Origin of the sequence: Limnomicrobium aquaticum (genome assembly GCF_040545545.1) — a bacterium.
Classification (GTDB): Bacteria; Pseudomonadota; Alphaproteobacteria; order Rhizobiales; family Rhizobiaceae; genus Ensifer_A; species Ensifer_A aquaticum.
The window spans coordinates 39,129-57,303 of sequence record NZ_JBEPMB010000014.1; the positions used below are offsets into that span (position 1 = coordinate 39,129).

At 58.7% G+C, this 18,175-nt stretch carries 19 protein-coding genes and 2 pseudogenes; 10 read left to right on the forward strand and 11 right to left on the reverse strand.

The window, feature by feature from the left end:
* Nucleotides 1-45 precede the first annotated feature (45 nt).
* Entirely contained in the window at nucleotides 46-1,038 is a 993-nt protein-coding gene (locus ABID16_RS22725) for a threonine/serine dehydratase family protein (protein ID WP_354558666.1), read from the forward strand.
* A gap of 259 nt (nucleotides 1,039-1,297) precedes the next feature.
* On the opposite strand, the gene ABID16_RS22730 is transcribed toward ABID16_RS22725, so the two are convergent.
* From ABID16_RS22730 to ABID16_RS22745, 4 genes are all read right to left on the reverse strand, one after another.
* Nucleotides 1,298-2,131, reverse strand: coding sequence for an IS5 family transposase (locus ABID16_RS22730; RefSeq protein WP_354558667.1), 834 nt, complete (start codon nucleotides 2,129-2,131; stop codon nucleotides 1,298-1,300).
* Between the two features lie 134 nt (nucleotides 2,132-2,265).
* Nucleotides 2,266-3,894, reverse strand: a complete 1,629-nt coding sequence (locus ABID16_RS22735) for an AMP-binding protein (protein WP_354558668.1) — start codon at nucleotides 3,892-3,894, stop codon at nucleotides 2,266-2,268.
* Nucleotides 3,895-4,123: 229 nt separating this feature from the next.
* Nucleotides 4,124-5,335 (reverse strand): MFS transporter, encoded by a 1,212-nt coding sequence (locus ABID16_RS22740; protein ID WP_354558669.1) that lies wholly within the window; start codon nucleotides 5,333-5,335, stop codon nucleotides 4,124-4,126.
* Nucleotides 5,336-5,367: 32 nt separating this feature from the next.
* A complete protein-coding gene (locus ABID16_RS22745; protein ID WP_354558670.1) occupies nucleotides 5,368-6,849 on the reverse strand; it encodes a carboxylesterase/lipase family protein in 1,482 nt (493 codons plus the stop codon).
* 102 nt (nucleotides 6,850-6,951) lie between these two features.
* On the opposite strand from ABID16_RS22745, the gene ABID16_RS22750 reads away from it, so the two are divergent.
* Nucleotides 6,952-7,851 carry a LysR substrate-binding domain-containing protein gene (locus ABID16_RS22750; RefSeq protein ID WP_354558671.1) on the forward strand — a complete coding sequence of 300 codons (900 nt, stop codon included), beginning with the start codon at nucleotides 6,952-6,954 and terminating at the stop codon, nucleotides 7,849-7,851.
* Nucleotides 7,852-8,042: 191 nt separating this feature from the next.
* Here the strand turns inward: ABID16_RS22750 and ABID16_RS22755 are convergent, their stop codons facing one another.
* Nucleotides 8,043-8,795 carry an IS6 family transposase gene (locus ABID16_RS22755; RefSeq protein WP_354558672.1) on the reverse strand — a complete coding sequence of 251 codons (753 nt, stop codon included), beginning with the start codon at nucleotides 8,793-8,795 and terminating at the stop codon, nucleotides 8,043-8,045.
* Nucleotides 8,796-8,948: 153 nt separating this feature from the next.
* Between ABID16_RS22755 and ABID16_RS22760 the strand changes: the two are divergent.
* From ABID16_RS22760 to ABID16_RS22770, 3 genes and pseudogenes are all read left to right on the forward strand, one after another.
* Nucleotides 8,949-9,236, forward strand: a pseudogene (locus ABID16_RS22760) (hypothetical protein); the annotation flags it as partial.
* Nucleotides 9,237-9,285: 49 nt separating this feature from the next.
* Complete coding sequence (locus ABID16_RS22765) at nucleotides 9,286-9,645, forward strand: type II toxin-antitoxin system RelE/ParE family toxin (protein ID WP_354558673.1); 360 nt, start codon at nucleotides 9,286-9,288, stop codon at nucleotides 9,643-9,645.
* The gene (locus tag ABID16_RS22770) at nucleotides 9,635-9,958 is read left to right on the forward strand and encodes a helix-turn-helix domain-containing protein (protein ID WP_354558674.1); all 324 of its coding nucleotides are present in this window, start codon (nucleotides 9,635-9,637) and stop codon (nucleotides 9,956-9,958) included. The genes ABID16_RS22765 and ABID16_RS22770 overlap by 11 nt, the downstream gene beginning before the upstream one ends.
* A gap of 70 nt (nucleotides 9,959-10,028) precedes the next feature.
* Here ABID16_RS22770 and ABID16_RS22775 read toward each other — a convergent pair whose 3' ends face one another.
* Entirely contained in the window at nucleotides 10,029-10,940 is a 912-nt protein-coding gene (locus tag ABID16_RS22775) for an HNH endonuclease (RefSeq protein WP_354558675.1), read from the reverse strand.
* Nucleotides 10,941-10,991: 51 nt separating this feature from the next.
* Here ABID16_RS22775 and ABID16_RS22780 point away from each other — a divergent pair, with 51 nt between their 5' ends.
* Nucleotides 10,992-11,888: a recombinase family protein gene (locus ABID16_RS22780; protein WP_354558676.1), complete on the forward strand. Its 897-nt coding sequence runs from the start codon at nucleotides 10,992-10,994 to the stop codon at nucleotides 11,886-11,888.
* 12 nt (nucleotides 11,889-11,900) lie between these two features.
* Here ABID16_RS22780 and ABID16_RS22785 read toward each other — a convergent pair whose 3' ends face one another.
* The gene (locus ABID16_RS22785) at nucleotides 11,901-13,175 is read right to left on the reverse strand and encodes a type II toxin-antitoxin system HipA family toxin (RefSeq protein ID WP_354558677.1); all 1,275 of its coding nucleotides are present in this window, start codon (nucleotides 13,173-13,175) and stop codon (nucleotides 11,901-11,903) included.
* Nucleotides 13,168-13,482 (reverse strand): helix-turn-helix domain-containing protein, encoded by a 315-nt coding sequence (locus ABID16_RS22790; protein WP_354558678.1) that lies wholly within the window; start codon nucleotides 13,480-13,482, stop codon nucleotides 13,168-13,170. Before ABID16_RS22790 ends, ABID16_RS22785 begins: the two co-directional genes overlap by 8 nt.
* Before the next feature lie 243 nt (nucleotides 13,483-13,725).
* Here ABID16_RS22790 and ABID16_RS22795 point away from each other — a divergent pair.
* The 3 genes and pseudogenes from ABID16_RS22795 to ABID16_RS22805 form a co-directional block, all read left to right on the forward strand.
* Nucleotides 13,726-14,508 (forward strand): annotated as a pseudogene (locus tag ABID16_RS22795) (hypothetical protein); the annotation flags it as partial.
* Nucleotides 14,509-14,583: 75 nt separating this feature from the next.
* Complete coding sequence (locus ABID16_RS22800; RefSeq protein ID WP_354558679.1) at nucleotides 14,584-15,582, forward strand: IS5 family transposase; 999 nt, start codon at nucleotides 14,584-14,586, stop codon at nucleotides 15,580-15,582.
* A 58-nt stretch (nucleotides 15,583-15,640) separates the two neighbouring features.
* Entirely contained in the window at nucleotides 15,641-16,000 is a 360-nt protein-coding gene (locus tag ABID16_RS22805; protein WP_354558685.1) for a serine hydrolase domain-containing protein, read from the forward strand.
* Between the two features lie 152 nt (nucleotides 16,001-16,152).
* Here ABID16_RS22805 and ABID16_RS22810 read toward each other — a convergent pair whose 3' ends face one another.
* Nucleotides 16,153-16,311, reverse strand: coding sequence for a transposase family protein (locus tag ABID16_RS22810; protein ID WP_354558686.1), 159 nt, complete (start codon nucleotides 16,309-16,311; stop codon nucleotides 16,153-16,155).
* A 67-nt stretch (nucleotides 16,312-16,378) separates the two neighbouring features.
* Here ABID16_RS22810 and ABID16_RS22815 point away from each other — a divergent pair, with 67 nt between their 5' ends.
* Nucleotides 16,379-17,281, forward strand: a complete 903-nt coding sequence (locus ABID16_RS22815) for a LysR family transcriptional regulator (RefSeq protein WP_354558680.1) — start codon at nucleotides 16,379-16,381, stop codon at nucleotides 17,279-17,281.
* On the opposite strand, the gene ABID16_RS22820 is transcribed toward ABID16_RS22815, so the two are convergent.
* Both ABID16_RS22820 and ABID16_RS22825 read right to left on the reverse strand, forming a co-directional pair.
* Nucleotides 17,273-17,431 carry a hypothetical protein gene (locus tag ABID16_RS22820; protein ID WP_354558681.1) on the reverse strand — a complete coding sequence of 53 codons (159 nt, stop codon included), beginning with the start codon at nucleotides 17,429-17,431 and terminating at the stop codon, nucleotides 17,273-17,275. The two genes, ABID16_RS22815 and ABID16_RS22820, sit on opposite strands and share 9 nt — an antisense overlap.
* Nucleotides 17,432-17,526: 95 nt before the next feature.
* A complete protein-coding gene (locus ABID16_RS22825) occupies nucleotides 17,527-17,988 on the reverse strand; it encodes an HAD-IA family hydrolase (protein WP_354558682.1) in 462 nt (153 codons plus the stop codon).
* Nucleotides 17,989-18,175 lie beyond the last annotated feature (187 nt).

An 18,175-nucleotide genomic window follows, 5' to 3' on the forward strand; every position in this document is an offset into this window, starting at 1 on the left:
AGACATCAACTCCAGATTCCTCTGAATTGCAAAAAGGCGGCGAAGGTGAACCAGCAAGACAATCATCGCAACTACCCCACCATCGAGGATATCCGGGAGGCCCGGATACGGCTTCAGCCCTATATCAAGCGCACACCGCTGCTGCGCGCGGAACGGATCGAGAAGGCTGTCGGCTGCCAGCTCTATCTCAAACCGGAAACGCTACAGATTACCGGTGCATTCAAGATTCGCGGGGCTCTGAATGCGGTGCTCTCTCTACCCAAGGAAAAGATCGCCAAGGGTCTGATCTCCAGTTCGTCGGGCAATCATGCACAAGGCCTGTCCTATGTCGCCAGGATGCTGGGCACGAAAGTCCTGCTGGTGCTGCCGACCACGACGGCGAAGTTGAAAATCGAGAATACGAAGGCTCTTGGCGCAGAAGTCATTCTTTTCGACGGCGACAATGCTGCCAGATGGAAACGGGTCTATGAATTGGCCGAGGAAAACGGTTACACGGTCGTCCATGGGTTCGAGGATCCGATGGTCATGGCGGGCCAGGGCACAATGGCCTGCGAAATCCTCGAGGATCTCGAAGACGTCGACACTGTGATCGTTCCCTTGGGCGGTGGAGGCCTCATCTCCGGCGTCGCGACCGCCATCAAGGAGACCAATCCGCGCGTGCGCGTGATCGGCGCAGAGCCGGCGCTGACGCCGAAATACTTCCACAGCCGGATCAACAACGCGCCCACGTCACTTCCGCTGCTCGACACGATTGCCGATGGATTGAGGATCAGCGTTCCCGGCAGAAACCCCTATCCCATCATCGAAAAATATGTCGATGAGATCGTTCTGGTCGACGACGAGCATATCATTCAGGGCATGCGGAGCCTCGCCGTCGATGCGAAATTGATTGCCGAACCGGCAGCATCGATCGGCATCGGAGCCCTGTTGGCCGGTTCCATCGCCGTCAGGCCGGACGAGAAGGTGTGCGTCATTCTGACCGGAGGCAATTGGGAACTGGACGCGCTTGCGGAGATCTATAAATCTTCGGCTATCTGACTTGGCTGATGGCACATCCGCGGATGTTTTAGCGCTAACCAACAGCGATCGTATCGGCGCGTCTCATGGCGCTCTTGAAGGGATACGAACCATCAACCCTGGAAGTTGGGTATCTCGAGAGCTGTCAACAATTGAAAATAAAAGACTTACAGTTAGGTCGGCTTACAAGCGCGCACGCTCAGCTTAGGAGGGGTAGGATTTCCCTCATCGGATCTCCTACAATATTCTTCACATGCTAAGAGCCTGACTCGAAAAGGCTTCAACGATAGCAATATCTTGCGAGCCGCCGGGTGAGGAGACGGATATGGGCGATGGTGATCCAGGCCTCGGCTGAGGCGACGGATTTCTCCCAATCCTTGGCGAGCCTTCGGCATCTGTTGATCCACGCGAAGGTTCGTTCGACCACCCATCGGCGCGGCAGAATTTCGAAGCCTTTGGCCTTGTCGGTGCGTTTGATGATCTCGATTGTCCAGCGGCCGATTTTCTGTAGGCGGCGTTTCAGCTTGTTACCCGCATAGCCGCCATCGGCGAAGATGTGCTTGAGCCACGGCCAGCGATGCTTGATCGCTTTCAGGAGATCGGGCGCGCCGTCGCGATCTTGAATGTCCGCGCCGTGAACCATGAGGCCGACCATCAGCCCGAGCGTGTCGACAACGATATGGCGCTTGCGGCCCTTGATCTTCTTGCCCGCATCATAGCCTCGGATGCCGCCGCTTTCCGTGGTTTTGACGCTCTGGCTGTCGATGACGCCCGCCGATGGCGAAGCCTCGCGCCCATCCAATTCCCGTGCGTCCATAACAAGGTAATGGTTGATCCGTGTCCACAAACCCATGGCTCGCCATTCATAGAAATAGCCCTGCACTGTGGTGAAAGGCGGAAAATCCTTCGGCAGCATCCGCCATTGGCATCCAGCAGACGCAAGGTAGAGGATTGCGTTGACAACCTCCCGCAAACTCGTCGTGCGCGGGCGGCCCAGCCGCCGTGTTTCAGGCATGAAAGGCGCAATCAATCCCCACTCCCGATCCGTCAGGTCGCTTGCATAGCGGGTTGATTTGCGGACATATTGCCGTCGGGTGATTTCGGTCCAGGACATCGTGAACTCCTTCGAATCTTCAACAAATCCGACGGAATCACATCCTACTGAAATCACTCAACTCTTTTTCGGTCAGGCTCTTAGGGTGTTGGAGCGGCCAGTACGCAAGCTCTCTCTCGAACGGTCCGCGCGCCCTAACATGCCGGCTGCTTGAGCCGGAAACGCTGGATCTTGCCCGATTCTGTTTTCGGCAGTTCCTTCACGAATTCGATGGCGCGGGGGTATTTATAGGGTGCAATTGTCGCCTTCACGTGGAGTTGCAGGAGTTCCACCGTCGGTTCCGCGGGGATGGCGTGCTCGGAAAGCACGACATAGGCCTTGACGATCTGCCCGCGCGCCTCGTCGGTCACGCCGATGACCGCGCATTCCCTGACAAAGGGATGCGAGAGCAGCGCCGCTTCCACTTCCGGCCCGGCGATGTTGTAGCCGGCGGAGACAATCATGTCGTCATTGCGGGCCGCGAAGTGGAAATAGCCTTCTTCGTCTTCATTGAAGGCGTCGCCCGTCACGTTCCAACCGTCGCGTACATATTCAGTCTGGCGGTAGTCGGCGAGATAGCGGCAGCCGACCGGACCACGCACTGCAAGCCGACCGACCGTTCCTCGCGGAAGCTCATTCATATTCTCGTCCACCACCTTCGCCTCGTAGCCAGTCAACGGCTTGCCGGTACAGCCCGGCTTGTAGTCGGTCAGCCGGTTGGAGATGAAGATATGCAGCATTTCAGTCGCACCGATGCCGTCGAGGATCGGTTTTCCGGTGCGCTTGACCCATTCGTCGAAGACAGGCGCAGGCAGCGTTTCCCCCGCCGAAACGGCAATCCGCAGCGACGAAAGATCGACGCCTTCGTTCATGGCCGAGAGCATGGCGCGATAGGCGGTCGGTGCGGTGAAGCAGATCGTCGCCTTGTACTTGTGGATGATCTCGATGAGGTTGGGCGGCGTGGCATTTTCAATCAGCGTCGCGCACGCGCCGAAGCGCAGCGGGAAGATGGCCAGTCCGCCCAGCCCAAAGGTGAAGGCGAGCGGCGGCGAGCCGACGAAGACATCGTCCGGCTGCACATCCAGCACTTCGCGGGCATAGGCATCCGCAATGATAAGCAGGTCGCGATGGAAATGCATCGTCGCCTTCGGAATGCCCGTGGAACCGGAGGTGAAGCCGAGCAGCGCAACATCGTCACGGCCGGTCTTCACGACTTCGAACTGCACCGGCTTTTCAAGCGCAGCGCGGTCCAGCTCGGCATCGTGATTGGCAGTGCCGTCAAAGCCGATGACCTTGGTCAGGAAGGCGTTTTCCTTGGCGCAGACGATCATGTCTTCCATCAGCCGCGTGTCGCACAGCGCCATCTCGACCTCGGCCTTGTCGACGATCTTGGCAAGCTCGGCGGCGCGCAGCATGGGCATGGTGTTGACGACAATGCCGCCGGCCTTGGTGACGGCGAGCCAGCAGGCGACCATGGCCGGATTGTTGGCCGAGCGGATCAGCACGCGCATCCCCGGCTTCAGCCCGAAATCCTCGACCAGCGCATTGGCGAGCCGGTTGGTCCAGTCGGTGAGTTCCTTATAGGTGCGGCGACGGCCATTGCCGATGAGCGCCATGCGGTCGCCGAAGCCGCGCTCGACCATGCGGTCCGTCAGCTCTTCCGCGGCATTCAGCCAGTCGGGATAGTCAAAGCCGGAAAGATCGATCGCCGGCCAGAGGTCAGCAGGCGGAAGGTTGTCGCGTGCGAATGTGTCGGCAAGGCCGGTGGGTCCCAGTGCAGTCATTGTTCCACTCTCCAAATTGGTCTGGATTGTTTGTTGTTTTGATTTTTCTTGGCGTAGGGCATCGCCCGCGCGGGTCGTCTCTTCGGACGCACAGTCATCTGCGGAAAGACTGCGCTCATTCCGAATTTATTTCAAGCTTAAAATATAAGCCCGGATTGCGGCCCTATTGACGCATTTTCAGGCAGGCGCAGCAATCTTTGGAGGGCTGCGACTGCCTATTTTCCAAGTGTTAGGCAGGAAGTGGTACTTGCCTTTTCCTCAGGAACACCAAAAGCAGCAGGATAGCAGCGACAGCCGGAACCGCTGCGGCCAGGACGATCCGCTGCGGCGGCCAGCCGAAGGCGAGCACCGCGCCGCCAACGCCGGGCCCGACAATCGAGCCGACGCGGCCCATGGCGGCAGCCCAGCCGATGCCAGTGGTGCGCAAGGCCGCCGGATATATGGTGACGGCCAGCGCGCTCTGCGCCACGCAGCAGGGAATGAAGCCCATGCCCATCAGGATTGCGAGCGGCTTGGTCGCGCCGACGGAAATGCCGGCAAGTCCGAAGACGACGATGCCGGCCAGCCCGATAACGGCCGCCACCAGCAGCGTCATCGCGGTCTGCACCCGCGCGGAGAGGGAGATCAGCAGAAGATCGCCGACCAACCCGCCCATGGAGAAGGCGGCGGCAATGGCCGGTGCCTTTTCAGGTGCAAGGCCCATCTGCAGCGCAAGCGTCGGCATCCAGGAAATCAGGGCGTAAGCGATGACGAACACGAGAAAGGCAAAGAGCCAGAGTGTCGCCGTTGCGCTGCCCATGCCGTTGCCGAAGAGGGCATACACGGCGCTGCCGCCTTCGGTCGAGCGAGCCTTTGCCACGCCGGCACGGACCGCGGTGGCAATCCACGGCAGGAGCAGAAGCGGCAGGATGCCCCCGGCAATGAAGACGCCCTTCCAGCCGAAATGTGCCATCAGCGGTCCGCCGGCAATGCCTGCCAGCACGCCGCCTGCGGAAATGCCGGTCGCAATCATCATGGCGGCCGTGGCGCTTTTCGGTCCCGGCATCAGGTCGGCTGCCCGGGCAATGGCGATCGGCAAGGCGCCGCCGAGACCGAGCGCGGTGACGAAGCGGAGCGCCGTGAGGCTTGCGATATCCGCCGCCATCACGGTTGCGAGCGAACCGAGGCCGAAGGTGACGACGCTCGCAAGCGCCATGGAGCGTGCGCCAAAGCGCAGCGCCAGCGGTCCGCAGGCCATATAGCCCACGACCGCGCCGACGCTGGTGGCCAGGAATGCCGGCACCATCGCCGCCGGCGAGATACCCCAGTCCTTGGCAAGGATCGGCGCAACGAAGGTGATGGCGATCGTGTCGAACCCGTCCAGCGTCACGATCAGGAAGCAAAGGAGCATCGTGGCGAACACTCTCTCTTTGCCGATGGATGTATTGTCATTGGTCTTCATGTCATTCCCCTCTCTGTTTTTTTTGAATGACGTCAGATGCTTGCGTAGGCTTGCACCCTCCTGTCGAAGTGAAGTCTCGTGCCGTTCTCGCCATAGCGCGGCCAGGCCGGAAGCCCTTCGCCCTCCGGCGAACCCGTGCGGGCGAAAGTCATCAATGCGTTCTGGAAGATCCCCGAAAGATCCTGCAGTTCGGCGAGATCCGCACCCGCAACCGAAGCCGCACCGGCACCGACCCAGGTTTCGAAATTGCCAAACAGGAACGGCAGGTCGAGGCAGTGGCAGGCTCCCAGGCCCGCGCGCAGCGACTGCCAATCGAACTGGTACATGTAGGAATATGCACCATGCCGAGCCTGAGCGGCGGCGAACTCGGCGCTCTGGTCGTTGAAGGCCTCATCAGCACGAAGGTCGGCAAGGATCGCACCCGGATGGGCCGGCGCGCGGCGGCTCTTTGCCTTGGCCAGCGCCGTTTCCGCACCGTCGCCAAAGATGCGCACGAATTCGGCTTTCAGCTGTTCTTCCGTGAAGTTCGCGAACATCGGATTGCCGAGCGTGAACGAACCGTATTCCTCGCGGGTGATTCCGATGATCGTGTCGCACCACGCACCCGCCCCGTCGAGGATCGCGTCAATGGGATCGCATTTGATCAGATCGCCATCGATCACCGGCATGAAGGGCGGCGCGACATCACCGGGCACGGCCGGCGCGGGCATCTTCGGTTGCAAAAGCTTGAGTGCTTCCAGGAAGCGCTCCGGAGCAAGGGTGCGAAGCGGCGCCAGATCGGCTGGATCGAAGTCCAGAACCTGCAACATGCCGCGCGCCACCGGCGGGGCATCCTCGGCCTTGCGGAGCTTGAGCCCCAGCGGCGCGCTCATCAGGATCGCGCGCTTGAACAGACCCTTGCAGGCCGGATTGGCGAGCATGACGGCGATGCTGTAGGAGCCGGCCGACTGGCCGGAAATGGTGATCTCTTTCGGATTGCCGCCAAAGGCGCCGATAACCTCACCGATCCACTTGAGTGCTGCGATCTGGTCGTAGATGCCGAGATTGGTGGGCGCGAAACCCGGCTGCGACAGGAAGCCAAGCGGTCCGAGCCGGTAGGTGATGTTGACGACGACGCAGCAGCTGTTCTTTGCCAGAAGCGCGCCGTCATAGCAGGCAAGCGAGCCGCCGCCCGTCATAAAGGCGCCGCCATGCACGAAGACGAGAACTGGTGCGGAAGCATCCGGCGCCACCGGCGACCAGATGTCGAGATGCAGGCAATCCTCGTCCAGCACCATCGGGTAGACGCCCATGACGGCATCGAGCCGCGACGGCAACTGCGGTGCGACATGGTTACGCTGCGTCGCATCCAGCATGCCGCTCCAGCGCAGCGGTCCGCCCGGAAGCTGGTAGCGGCCTTCGCCACTTGCGGGTGTTGCGTAAGGAACGCGGTGGAAAGCAGCGACGCCGTCGCGTTTGATACCCCTGACTTTGCCAAAGGGCGTTTCGAGAATGATATCGTTGGTCATCAGCATGGGCTTGATCCATTCGTTGCAGCTTCTGGAAAATAATATCTGCGAATTTGACGAATGGTGTTCTATATTCGGGATGCTACAGTCCCATATTTGGAGCCAAACATGAACGGCCTCGACGACATGTATCTGTTTCGAAAGGTTGTAGAATCGGGCGGAATTTCCGCTGCTGCACGGCACCTGGGTATCGCCAAGTCGACTCTCGCCCGCCGCATCGGCGAGCTGGAAACGCGGCTCGGCCTGCCACTCTATCACCGCGACAGCCGCCGTTTCGGGCTCACCAATTTCGGCTCGGAATGCTACCAGCACTGCGTTCGGCTCGCCAACGAGGCGGACAAGGTTCTGGCGCTGGCCGAGCGCGCCCGCGCCTATCCGACCGGCGTCCTGCATGTCGTCTGCCCGCCCGTCATCGGGGCCGCGATCGTCGACGCGCTGGCGGTGGAGTTTGCGGCATCTGTCCCTGACGTGCGCCTGCATCTCGAAGAGACGATGGGCATTTTCGATCCCCGCGAGACGCTCGCCGACTTCGCCATCTATCCCAGCTTCACGCCCCTGCCCGATTCGACGCTCGTTGCCCGCAAGATCATGTCCGCGCCCTATATCCTCGCGGCGCGGCCGGATCTGCTTGAAGGGCGGCCGCTTCCGAAGACCCCCGCCGAGCTTCAGCATCTTCGCTGCGTCGGCCTGGGTAGCCGGGGGACGGACTGGAAGTGGCGGTTTCGGAAAGGACGGCAGGTGCAGATGCACCGCTTCGCACCGGTTTTTACGACGACGCTACCGAGCGCGCTCCTGAACGCCGCCCTGCAAGGTTTAGGCGCGGCTTCGCTTCCGGCCGCCCTTTGCAGAAATCCCTTCGAAGAAAGGCAGCTTATCCCGCTGCTTGAGGATTGGTCCCCCGATCCGGTGACGCTTTATGCAGTCTATCCGAGTTCTCGGGCGCTCTCCAACGCAGCGCGGCAATTCCTCAATCTCCTGCTGGAGCGTCTGCCAATATTGCTAGCGTGAATATTTTAGCCGGTCGCAGAGCTCAGCAAGGTCACGCGCCACGACGCTCTCAAACCGCTGACCGAGCGGTGGAAGGTCAACGTGAAGTGCGCGGACGGAGCGGAGAATCCCGCGCAGCGCTTCGGAAGGAAAAGTCGGGCTTGTCGCAAACTTTCAGTGAGGTCAGAATGACCCGACCGCGGGGCTGATATTCATGCTTTGTTAACCTTTTGCAGTCCGACGAGGCACGCAAGGAGATCATTCTGATCGTTCACTGTCCAGCCTCCGGAAAAGCCAAAACCTTTCCTCAGCCAAAGCATCGCCTCGAAACCAGCGATCGTTCGCCGCGCCGTGTTGAACGACTGGAAGCCGTCGATCTTCGGCATGTTCTTCTTCACTCGGAAATGGTCACTTTCGATGCCTTGCTGGAGATGCTTGGTGACATAGTGGACCGGATCCGGATGCAGCAGCCCATCGTCAACCGAGGTTTTGATCGTCGAAGGAAAGGTGTTGGCGCCATCCGTGCCGATCTTTTTCGGTGACAACAAAGGCTCATCTTTCAGCATCTTGCGGAAGAACCTCTTGGCGGCGTCGAGATCGCGCTTTGCGGTCAGCAGGAAATCAACGGGATTTCCGTGTTTGTCGATGGCTCGATAGAGGTATCGCCATTCTCCGCGAAACTTGACGTAGGTTTCGTCGATACGGACTGATCCACAATGCGGTCGGCGAAACTGGCGCAACCGCTTCTCGATCATCGGTGCGTATGCCAGGACCCAACGATTTATCGTGCTGTGATCGACCTCGAAGCCACGTTCGCGAAACATCTCTTCAAGATCTCGATAGCTGAGCGGATATCGCAAATACCAGGTAACCGCCTGCACGATCAGCCACGCCTCGAAATGTCGCCCTTTGAAATCATCCTTCGACTGAAGCTTCAGCTTTTCGGCAATGGCATTCAAAATCATCGACACGCTCCACAACATTCGGAGCAGGAATTTCTCTCCCGATGGTCAACATTCCATTAAGCACAGAAATTTGCGACAGGCCCATTATTTGCGGGTTTCAGGACCGGATAGATCTTTGCGAACATGGGCACCTCCTTGTCATTGCATTGTCCCGATTCCACTACATTCTACAAGGCCTGGCGGACCGTGATTCAACGCTATGGAATCTATAATCCCTATACCGGTCGTGGCGCCATCAAGGGGCTGCTGCCGCATGGCCCGCATAATTTGCGGGATATCCTGGCAACTCATATTCTCAAGCAGACTGGCTCCTACGAGCAGGCGAGTTATGCGATCCAGGATACACCAGACGTGGTGCAGCAGCACTATGGCCGCTTCCTGCCGCAGGACAAGGCTGCGCTTGCTGCTCGAATTCTGAATCAGGTATGGGAAGCGGCATAGTTCCCCTCCACAATCTTGATGGATATAGCACTGAGTGCTATATAGACCGATGCCAGACCGAGTGTACAAAACAGCATGGTTCGCCAAGGCGGCAAAGAAGGCACGCATTCCCGACAAGGCGTTGTCGACGGCAATCCGCCAAGTCGCTCTTGGACAGGCCGACGACCTTGGAGGTGGCGTCTTCAAGAAGCGTCTCAACGAGAACATGCATCGTTCGATCGTTCTGGCCAAGGCAGGCGAGTTCTGGGTGTTCGCCTATCTTTTTGCGAAGAAGGATCGGGCAAACATCGATGACGACGAGCTTCTGGCGTTCCGGAAGTTAGCTGACCTCTACCGCCGCAAGACGAAAGCTGATCTCGAGGCGGAACTTAGAACCGGCGCCCTTTTGGAGATAGACCATGGCGACTAATCGCAAATTCAAGAGCGATGCCTTCGAGGCAATCCATAGTACTGTTGAAGGCATGTATGCAGCAGGGACAATCGACAAGGAAACGATGCGGACTTTCGATGAAGATTGTCTGGTTATCCCGTCGGAGCTGACGCCAGATGACATCAAGGCCCTTCGCGAAAGAAACCACGTCAGTCAGCCGGTCTTCGCCCGATACCTGAACACTAGTCAGTCGACGGTGCAAAAATGGGAGACTGGCGCCAAACGGCCTAGCGGCCCCGCGCTGAAGCTGCTTTCGCTTGTGCAGAAGCACGGGCTTCAGATGTTAGCGTGACCGGAGCTCAGTTCCGCTCGCGAATTCGATAGTTTCATTTCGCCTTGAAAGGATCTGAACCGTCGGCGCTCTATTGTTTAAAGATATTCTCGCGATGCCATCTCAGAAATTGAGGATGCGGGCGTTCGTGAACACCTGCCGGCACGATCGCTCTTTCGGTCTTGTTGATGAGACCTTGGATGCTGTCGCGGTCGTTTGCGTGACGCGAAACCAGAATCTCAAGATCTTCCGACAAGCCAATAAGGCCGCGATCGAACATCCAGTGTGCCGTGCCAGAGAGCGCGATGCCATTCGACAGAATGTCCGGGCCGTCCGCTTCAACGGGGCGAATATGGGCGGCATCGACCTCGGCGCGGCCGCCGCCATTGATCAGCTTCAGGCCTGTTATCGCGCATCGTTTGTCGTAGGCCTGCAAGATCAATCTGCGAAACAGCCGATCGCGAACGATACGCGATGAGAGCCGTGTGACCCGCACCCTTTCCTCTTCGAACATAAAAGGAGCTTGAATGCCGTCCGAGAATCCGGCGCCCATTGGCGTGTCTATTGCCTCGCCCGATCGCGGCAGTTCCGGTTGATCCTCCGCCAGGCCAATCGACAAAATACGATTGAAGTCTACCGCTGAGATCGGCCGCACGGCTGCTTGCGCCCTTCCCGAAATTCGCCCCGCGTCGTTGAGCACTCCGCGCTCGATCACGCCATCTGGCCCGCTGAAAGGAACAGCGTTGACGAAATCGAGATAGCTGCCAGGCTCGATCAGAGCCAAATACATTCCCGGCGCTTTGGGATCCGGAATGATCTGTGTGACTTTGGCGACCGCGAAATATCCGCGCGTCGCCGCCACCTTTCGCGGCTCGTAATAGATGATCCAGTCTCCCATGGAGGCCTGGACACGGCCAAGATACTGGCTCGGAAACTGATACTGCTCAGCCGGGCTGTCGTCATAGATCGAATCTGTGCGGTGAATGAAAATCCCGAATCCCATACTCGATGTCTACCATGGTGACTGCGATTCAAACCAGGGAGATCGGTCATTATGCATGCCACCAAGCGCGTCCTGCTCTACGCACGTTATTCAACAGATCAACAAAACCCCGCCTCGATCGAAACCCAGATCGATCTCGGGAAGGAATTCGTCCTGCGGCAAGGTTGGCACTTGGCCGGCACTTTCGTCGATGCCGGTGTCAGCGGCTCGTCATTTGAGACGCGGCCCGGCCTCCAGGCCGCTTTGGCGAGGTCAACCATCGGCGCATATGACGTCTTTCTCTGCCTCACCCTCGATCGCCTTTCTCGCGACCTTGAGCACAGCGCTCGCATTCTCAAGATACTCCAGTTTCATGACGTCGAGTTGTGGACGGTTCACGGCGCCGCGTCGGTGTCGTCAATGGAACTGGGACTAAGGGCGGTTCTAAATCAGGAGGTGCTCGAACAGGTTCGCTACCGGACGCGCGAAGGCATGGAGACTGTCGCCAAGCATGGCCGGGTGCCAGGCGGTATCTGTTACGGCTACAGAGTGCGACGTGAGTTCGTCGATAGCGGGGAGCCGGTGCGCGGCCTGCGTTCGATCGACGCCGATGAGGCGGCAACCATCGTCTGGATCTTTGAGCAGTACGCCGACGGCATGAGCCCTGTCAGGATCGCTGAGGAACTCAATGCACCCGGTATATCCGGTCCTCGCGGCCGACCTTGGCAGGGGACCGCAATTCGCGGGCATCGAAATCGCGGCAGCGGCATTTTGAACAATCAGGCCTATATCGGACGGATCGTCTTTAACCGCCTCGCTTATCGCAAAAATCCCACAACAGAACGTCGGGTCTCACGGGAGAATGCTGCCGAGTACCATATCGTGCAGGAGTTGCCGTCGCTTAGAATTGTCGACGATGCCCTCTGGCAACGGGTGAAGACGCGCCAGGAGGACTGGCGAACGAGCTAGGACAGGCACAGGCTACCGCTCGGCCGAAGGGCTTCGCTCCGCGCCCGTGCCAAGTATCGGCGTCATCAGCCTTACATGCGTATCGATACGCTCGAGGACCTTCGCCGGAACGACTTTTCGTTCCGGCAGCGACCACCAAAATCCGTTCACCTGTTCAACTGTGTCGACCACCGCCTTAAGCACGGCCGCTTCCGGCAGCCGTGCACGATTGGCGAAGGCTTTCCACCGCTGCACGTTCAGCGCCTTGAAGGACCGCTCGCCGGCCAGCGACAGAGCCATGGCATCCGCGGGGATGTAAGGGATTGTCGAGAGCACGTCGTAGACAGGCGCGAGTTGCGGCTTCTCGCCTGCCTCGCGATAGATCAGTGACCAGTTCTTCAAGTGCATATCGCCGTTGCCGGTGATGGCAGCGAGAGCCAGCCGGCGGACGAACTCAAGCGCGGCAGCCGACGATACAGCGACGTTCAAAGCCCCCGCAACATCATGATAGGCGGCACCTTCGTATTTCCGCGAAGGATAGACGCCGAATACCTGCGCAAAATCCTCAATATGGATGCGCTCGCCGTTTGCGCCGCGATCGAAGCGTCTGACGAGCAAGACCTTGCCATCTGACAGCGTCTCGAATTCCTTTGGTATACCCTCGAACTCCGATTGCTCCACAAGTTCGCGTTCCGGCACCTCCATCCCGATCGCTTCAGCCAATGCGAGATTGGCATATTCATTTTCCGACACCCCGGGAAACGAGGTCGATGGAAATTTGGCGATGTAGGATCCTTGGTCGTCGCCGAGCGGCAGTGTCAGTCCACCGCCCTTCCCCGTATTCTTGATGACCGAAAGCTTCATCTGGACGCCGGCAAGCGAGAACCGGGCCTTCGCCTTGGGAGCGGACAAGCTGTCGAAACGCACAATCGTTCCGTCACTCGGCACGACGCGGACTGCGCCAGGCAGATCAGACCCAAGCGCGACAAGCAGGTCGAAATCGTTTCCCGCGCGAACACTACCCGCGTGGTGTTTTTCCATCGCCTCGCGCAGCTTGTCTTCAGGAAGCAGATTGGCAAAGAACGCCGGTAACGCTCTGGCGACGGGTATCGGATCCTTACGCAAGCCGCCAGTGGCTGCGCGAAAAGACAGACTGAGCACTGGCAAGCCGCCGGTTGCGCGATAACTGTCCTCGAAGCTGAAAGCGTTAAAATCGCCGGGGGTCCTGACGATCGTGCCGACCTTGACATCGTTCAGCAGCACATCGAGCGACGAAATGGATCTCGGATCGGATGAAACTTCAGACATTCTCATCCCCGTCTGGACGCGCCATGAATGCCGGGAGATCGTCGAGATCGTCATGAGGCCGCAGCAGCGCATCGACGGCCGGGACCATCGCTTGCGGTATAAGCATCAATTCAAGCCCGAGAGCGCGGGCGATATTGATCAGCGTCGTCGTGCGCGCAGCACTGCTTCCAGCCTCTATCTCACGATAGCGGGGACGCGATATACCCGCCATGTCGGCAACCTGCTCCTGGGTCAATTGCAGGCCTTTACGCGTAGCCTTCAGCAACTGCCCGATTTCCAACAAGGATTCTAACTCAGACTGTGCCATCCCACCTACCAAACCGTTTCCGTTGACAAGGGCAAGCTATCTCAAAGATTCCAAAATCGGTCAACATGAATGATATATAAACGGACCATAATTTTCTATTTGATCTGCTTACATATCATTCATGTTGTTTTTGAACCCCGGCGCCACAGCTGGCGAGATGCATTCACCATACATGCTTTGTTTACCGCACGACCCTATTTCCGCTCGCTCTCGGCACTGGTGCCAGAGAGAAATGGAACGAGCATGCCCAAACACGACCTTTCATCACGCCATTTTCAGCGAAAAATTTCGGAATTTTGCGAGATGCGTATTGCACCGATATCCTCAAAGCGGGTGCTGGAGAAAATCCGCCCTTACCTGACCAGCCTGATCATTTACCGCAAACGGCCGCCAATCCTGAACGGCCATCTCGACTGGACTGCGATCGGAGAGGCCTGCGGTATCAAAGACGACATGACCGCTGAACTCAGGAAGCAATTGCGGCCGGCCCTTGATGCGATCATCCGTTGGCTAAAGGCGCCTCCAGTCGCTGATGACGTTTCTCCAGCAAAGCCGTCTGCCCGGACAGGTAAGGCTGAAGCGGTCACAAAGACAGCGGCGGCTTCCTCGACCAGAAAACCGCAACGCGGTCCTGCGCCAAAGCCGATCGGTGCATTCCCGGATCCGCTATTTGAGGCGACCAACGATCCGGCAAGTTTTCAAGATGCGCTCATCTACCATATGCGCCGGTTTGGCGACAGCTACTGGCAGCTCTACCGCGCGGTGGTTCGCTTGACCGAGACCTTCGACAGCAAAACGCTTCTGTCTTGGATCCAGGGCGAACGTGTCCCGCGGTCGGTTGCCAGTTTCGACATCCTGTGCCGGATCGAAAAGCGTTACCGACTGCCGGAAGGGTATTTCAAGAAGAAGCTGCCTCATCAGGCGCGCTCCGTCTACGGTCACGATCTTGGCGATATCAGTCCGGCCGAGCGGCGGCGAATTTCTTTGCATCTGCCGGATGATTTCAGCAGCCTGCCATTCACGAAGGAATTGGTGCAAGGATCAAATTTCAACGTTTTGCATCTATGCGGCCGGGATCGGAAACAGGTAGATTGATCCCGGATGCCGCACAAACATAACGCCTCCCGCCGCCATCATATCGGTAAAATGAAGTTCAAGGTGACGAACTGGGCGGAGTATGAGGCGGGCCTTCGCCGCCGTGGCAGTTTAACCCTTTGGATATCGCCGGATGCTCTGGCGGGCTGGGCAGCGCCACGTCGCAGGACGCGTGGTGGCCAGCCTCTCTATTCGGATCTGGCGATCGAAACTACTCTGATGCTGGGCATGGTGTTTGGGCTGCGTTTGCGCCAGAGCGAAGGCCTGCTGAGTTCGGTGCTGGACATGATGGGATTGGATTTGCCTGTGCCCGATCACACCACGCTGAGCCGACGGGCCAGAACCTGGAAGCCATCGGCCAGAGGCAACGACCGGCAGCATGTGGCGGACGGGCCCATTCATGTTCTGGTCGACAGTACTGGACTCAAGGTCTATGGCGCCGGCCAATGGCTCGAGGAGAAGCATGGCGTAAAGTCCCGCCGCAGCTGGCGAAAGCTGCACCTGGCGGTTGATGCCGACAGTGGCGAGATCATTGCACATAGCCTGACAGATCAGGAGGCCGGCGATGCCTCGCAGCTGGAACCTTTGCTGGATCAGATCGACGATAAGATCGGCCAGTTCACTGCCGATGGAGCCTATGATGGCACTCCCACCTATGACGCTGTCCTGCGTCATAGCGCAGGTGCAAAGGTCGTTATTCCACCGCGCTCGAATGCGGTTGAAAAGCCCAACGCCCAACCATGCTGCCAGAGAGACGACCACATAGCATCCATGCAGGCAGAGGGGCGGCTGAAATGGCAGACATCCACCGGCTATGGAAAACGAGCGTTGGTTGAAACCGCGATGGGTCGATACAAGGGCGTCATCGGTCCGCGGCTACGTGCTCGTTCATTCCGCGCTCAACAGACTGAAGCTACGATCGGCGTGGCCATCCTGAACCGAATGCTTGCCTGCGGACGCCCGATATCCGTTCGTTGCCAAGCCTCGACGGGAGCAACCAAATAATCGGCCCATCAAAGACCATATTCCGCACATCTGCTGATCCCCGCGCCAACGCCTCTTCATAACAGTCCGTGATTTCGCTCGTTTTGGAGAACTCGTCAGGTCCGGCGGGGAGATCAATGGGCGACAGATCTTGCCATCCGATTGGGTGAGAGATGCGACGACGGGCGGCGATCGAGAGGCCTGGATCAACGGCAATTTTGTCAGCTGGCTTCCCGCTGGATCCTATCGTAGTCAATGGTACCAGAGCGGCAACGTTGATGGCGCCTTCTTCGGACTCGGTATCCATGGGCAATGGCTCTTCATCAACCCCCGCGCGGACCTCGTGATTGCGAAATTCTCGTCGCAGCCGAACCCAGTGATGGACGAGATGAAGCAGCTAAACATTGCGCTTTTTGCGGCCTTAGCAAAATTGGCATAAAGAGAAGAAAGACCGTGTTCGGAGGACAGGAACGAGGGCTGGAAGCCGTCATTCTAAAGATCATGCCTCCGATATTGAATGGCAGCCATTGCGGAGCGCGGCGATGGACGCCTTGAGGGGATGCGAACCCTGGTCCGATGGGTTCGCCGACCCTACAGCACGGCATCGCACCAGCAACGACGCGCCATGATCGTCAACTCTACTCGCCGACCGCTCAGGGGCAGGTCAGCGGGCCGGCGCGGATATCGACTTTGGACTCGTCGGCTGAATGCTGCCGCACAACAGCAGATCCAACCGAAGGTTCCCCAAATGGAGTGGGCAAGCTAATATCGTAATTGTTTTCTAATTTTGGTGACTCATTTGGATAGACTACAAGCGATGGCGATGCTGGTGTCCTCGGTCGAGGAGGGAAGCCTGTCGGCGGCTGCAAGAAAAATGCGCGTCCCCGTCGCCACCCTCACGCGAAACGTCAACGACCTTGAAACACTGGTTGGCACCAAGCTACTCGTCAGGACGACCCGAAAGCTCGAATTGACCGACGCAGGGACCGAATACGTTGCTTCCGCGAGACATATCCTGGAGCAGGTGGACGAGCAGGAGCGTCGCGCTGCTGGTGAGTTTACCGCCCCACGCGGCGAGCTTGTCGTGACCACGCCCGTCCAGGTTGCGCGACTGCGTGTTTTGCCAGTTATCACTCAGTTTCTCAGTTTATACCCTGAAATACGCATCAAGCTCGTGCAGTCTGACCGCAACGTCGATCTCGTCGATTCACGTGCGGATGTCGCAATCCGGATTGGACGCCTGCGCGATAGCAGCTTGGTTGCAACCAGAGTGGGAACTTTGCGGGTAGTGGTCGCAGCCAGCCCGGCTCTCCTGGAGACTCACGGCGTGCCGAAAACGCCAGAGGAGTTAAGTGATTATCCTTGCGTCGTATTTGACAGCCCGTATCTGGCGCCGTGGCGCTTCCGCAACCCTGCTACTGGAGACATCTTTACAGTCGCCGATGTGCCAAGATTGCTCGTGTCGTCGCCGGACGCTGCCGCCTATGCCGCAATTGATGGTGTTGGGGCGACCCTCGTACTGGAGCACGACGTGGCCGACGCCGTGAACGCGGGTAAGCTGCAGTTTATCTTGCAAGAGTTCGAAGTCGAACCGATACCGGTTAATCTGGTCCATCTCTCTCAAAATATAATGCCGGTCAAACTGCGACGGTTCCTCGATTTCGCTACCCCGAAACTTCGCGCGGCGCTGGCCGATTTCGGGCGCATCCCATCAGTTTAGCGGCGACATCGGTGTGATCAAATCCATGGAGTTGCTGGAGATAAGCGAGACGTCGAGGATCAGTTTTGCCGCTGCGGCCACATACTCGTCGAGTGGCGGCGACCAGTCCTTTTCAGCCGGCCCACGAGTCAGGCCACCGGCCTGCGGCATCTGCGACCTTCTTGTCGGAAGGATCGTGTTGCACCCACCTGAAACAGAGGACCCCGCGGCAGGACCGGCCCCGATCTCGCCGCCGGCCTTAGAGCTTAGACACCCGCCAGCCTTGCCAGATCGACGATGTTCGCAGCGAAGACATCGATGGAGGCGTCGGCCGCAATGTCGACTTTCCCGTTCGGTCCGGTCTCTAGCGGTCGAGGAACGAAGGCCGTCTTGAAGCCAGCGTCTTTTGCCGCTTTGAGATCCCATTTATGCGCAGCGACCATCATGATCTGTTCCGGCTTGAATCCGAGACAAGCACATGCCGATCTGTACACTTCGGGAGCGGGCTTGTAGGCGTGAATCAGCTCTCCGGTTAACACAGCGTCGAAATCCAGTCCGCCGCGTTTGGAAAGTGCGATGACTGCCGCCATTCCAGCGTTCGACAGAGCCGATACGGTGAACTTGCGCTTCAGCCGACCGATCCCTTCGACGGAATCATGCCAGGGCCGCATCTGTCTCCACACTGACATCAGTTCGGTGCGGTCGATCTCACCGATTGGGTCAGTCAACTTGCGTTGATCAAGGATAGCATCGAGAGCCTGCCGGTAGATCTGTCCGGCGGGTGTCCACGCCTGTCAACGCCGGAGTAAAAACCGGCCACGCGGCGGCGCAAAAGTCGGCCACCTTGGCGCGCGCATGAGACCCGCGGGAGGGCGTAGCCCGAGCGGGGGTCTGATGCGCGCGCTGCGATTTTTG

What these genes read in the sequence shown, in the direction of transcription:
- ABID16_RS22745 (WP_354558670.1), bottom strand. Translation starts at nt 6,849, where the DNA reads ATGCTGATGACCAACGATATCATTCTCGAAACGCCCTTTGGCAAAGTC.
- ABID16_RS22740 (WP_354558669.1), bottom strand. Translation starts at nt 5,335, where the DNA reads ATGAAGACCAATGACAATACATCCATCGGCAAAGAGAGAGTGTTCGCC.
- ABID16_RS22820 (WP_354558681.1), bottom strand. Translation starts at nt 17,431, where the DNA reads ATGCCGCAGGCCGGTGGCCTGACTCGTGGGCCGGCTGAAAAGGACTGG.
- ABID16_RS22765 (WP_354558673.1), top strand. Translation starts at nt 9,286, where the DNA reads ATGCCAGACCGAGTGTACAAAACAGCATGGTTCGCCAAGGCGGCAAAG.
- ABID16_RS22735 (WP_354558668.1), bottom strand. Translation starts at nt 3,894, where the DNA reads ATGACTGCACTGGGACCCACCGGCCTTGCCGACACATTCGCACGCGAC.
- ABID16_RS22790 (WP_354558678.1), bottom strand. Translation starts at nt 13,482, where the DNA reads ATGGCACAGTCTGAGTTAGAATCCTTGTTGGAAATCGGGCAGTTGCTG.
- ABID16_RS22785 (WP_354558677.1), bottom strand. Translation starts at nt 13,175, where the DNA reads ATGTCTGAAGTTTCATCCGATCCGAGATCCATTTCGTCGCTCGATGTG.
- ABID16_RS22750 (WP_354558671.1), top strand. Translation starts at nt 6,952, where the DNA reads ATGAACGGCCTCGACGACATGTATCTGTTTCGAAAGGTTGTAGAATCG.
- ABID16_RS22775 (WP_354558675.1), bottom strand. Translation starts at nt 10,940, where the DNA reads ATGGGATTCGGGATTTTCATTCACCGCACAGATTCGATCTATGACGAC.
- ABID16_RS22770 (WP_354558674.1), top strand. Translation starts at nt 9,635, where the DNA reads ATGGCGACTAATCGCAAATTCAAGAGCGATGCCTTCGAGGCAATCCAT.
- ABID16_RS22730 (WP_354558667.1), bottom strand. Translation starts at nt 2,131, where the DNA reads ATGTCCTGGACCGAAATCACCCGACGGCAATATGTCCGCAAATCAACC.
- ABID16_RS22800 (WP_354558679.1), top strand. Translation starts at nt 14,584, where the DNA reads ATGCCGCACAAACATAACGCCTCCCGCCGCCATCATATCGGTAAAATG.
- ABID16_RS22755 (WP_354558672.1), bottom strand. Translation starts at nt 8,795, where the DNA reads ATGATTTTGAATGCCATTGCCGAAAAGCTGAAGCTTCAGTCGAAGGAT.
- ABID16_RS22780 (WP_354558676.1), top strand. Translation starts at nt 10,992, where the DNA reads ATGCATGCCACCAAGCGCGTCCTGCTCTACGCACGTTATTCAACAGAT.
- ABID16_RS22815 (WP_354558680.1), top strand. Translation starts at nt 16,379, where the DNA reads ATGGCGATGCTGGTGTCCTCGGTCGAGGAGGGAAGCCTGTCGGCGGCT.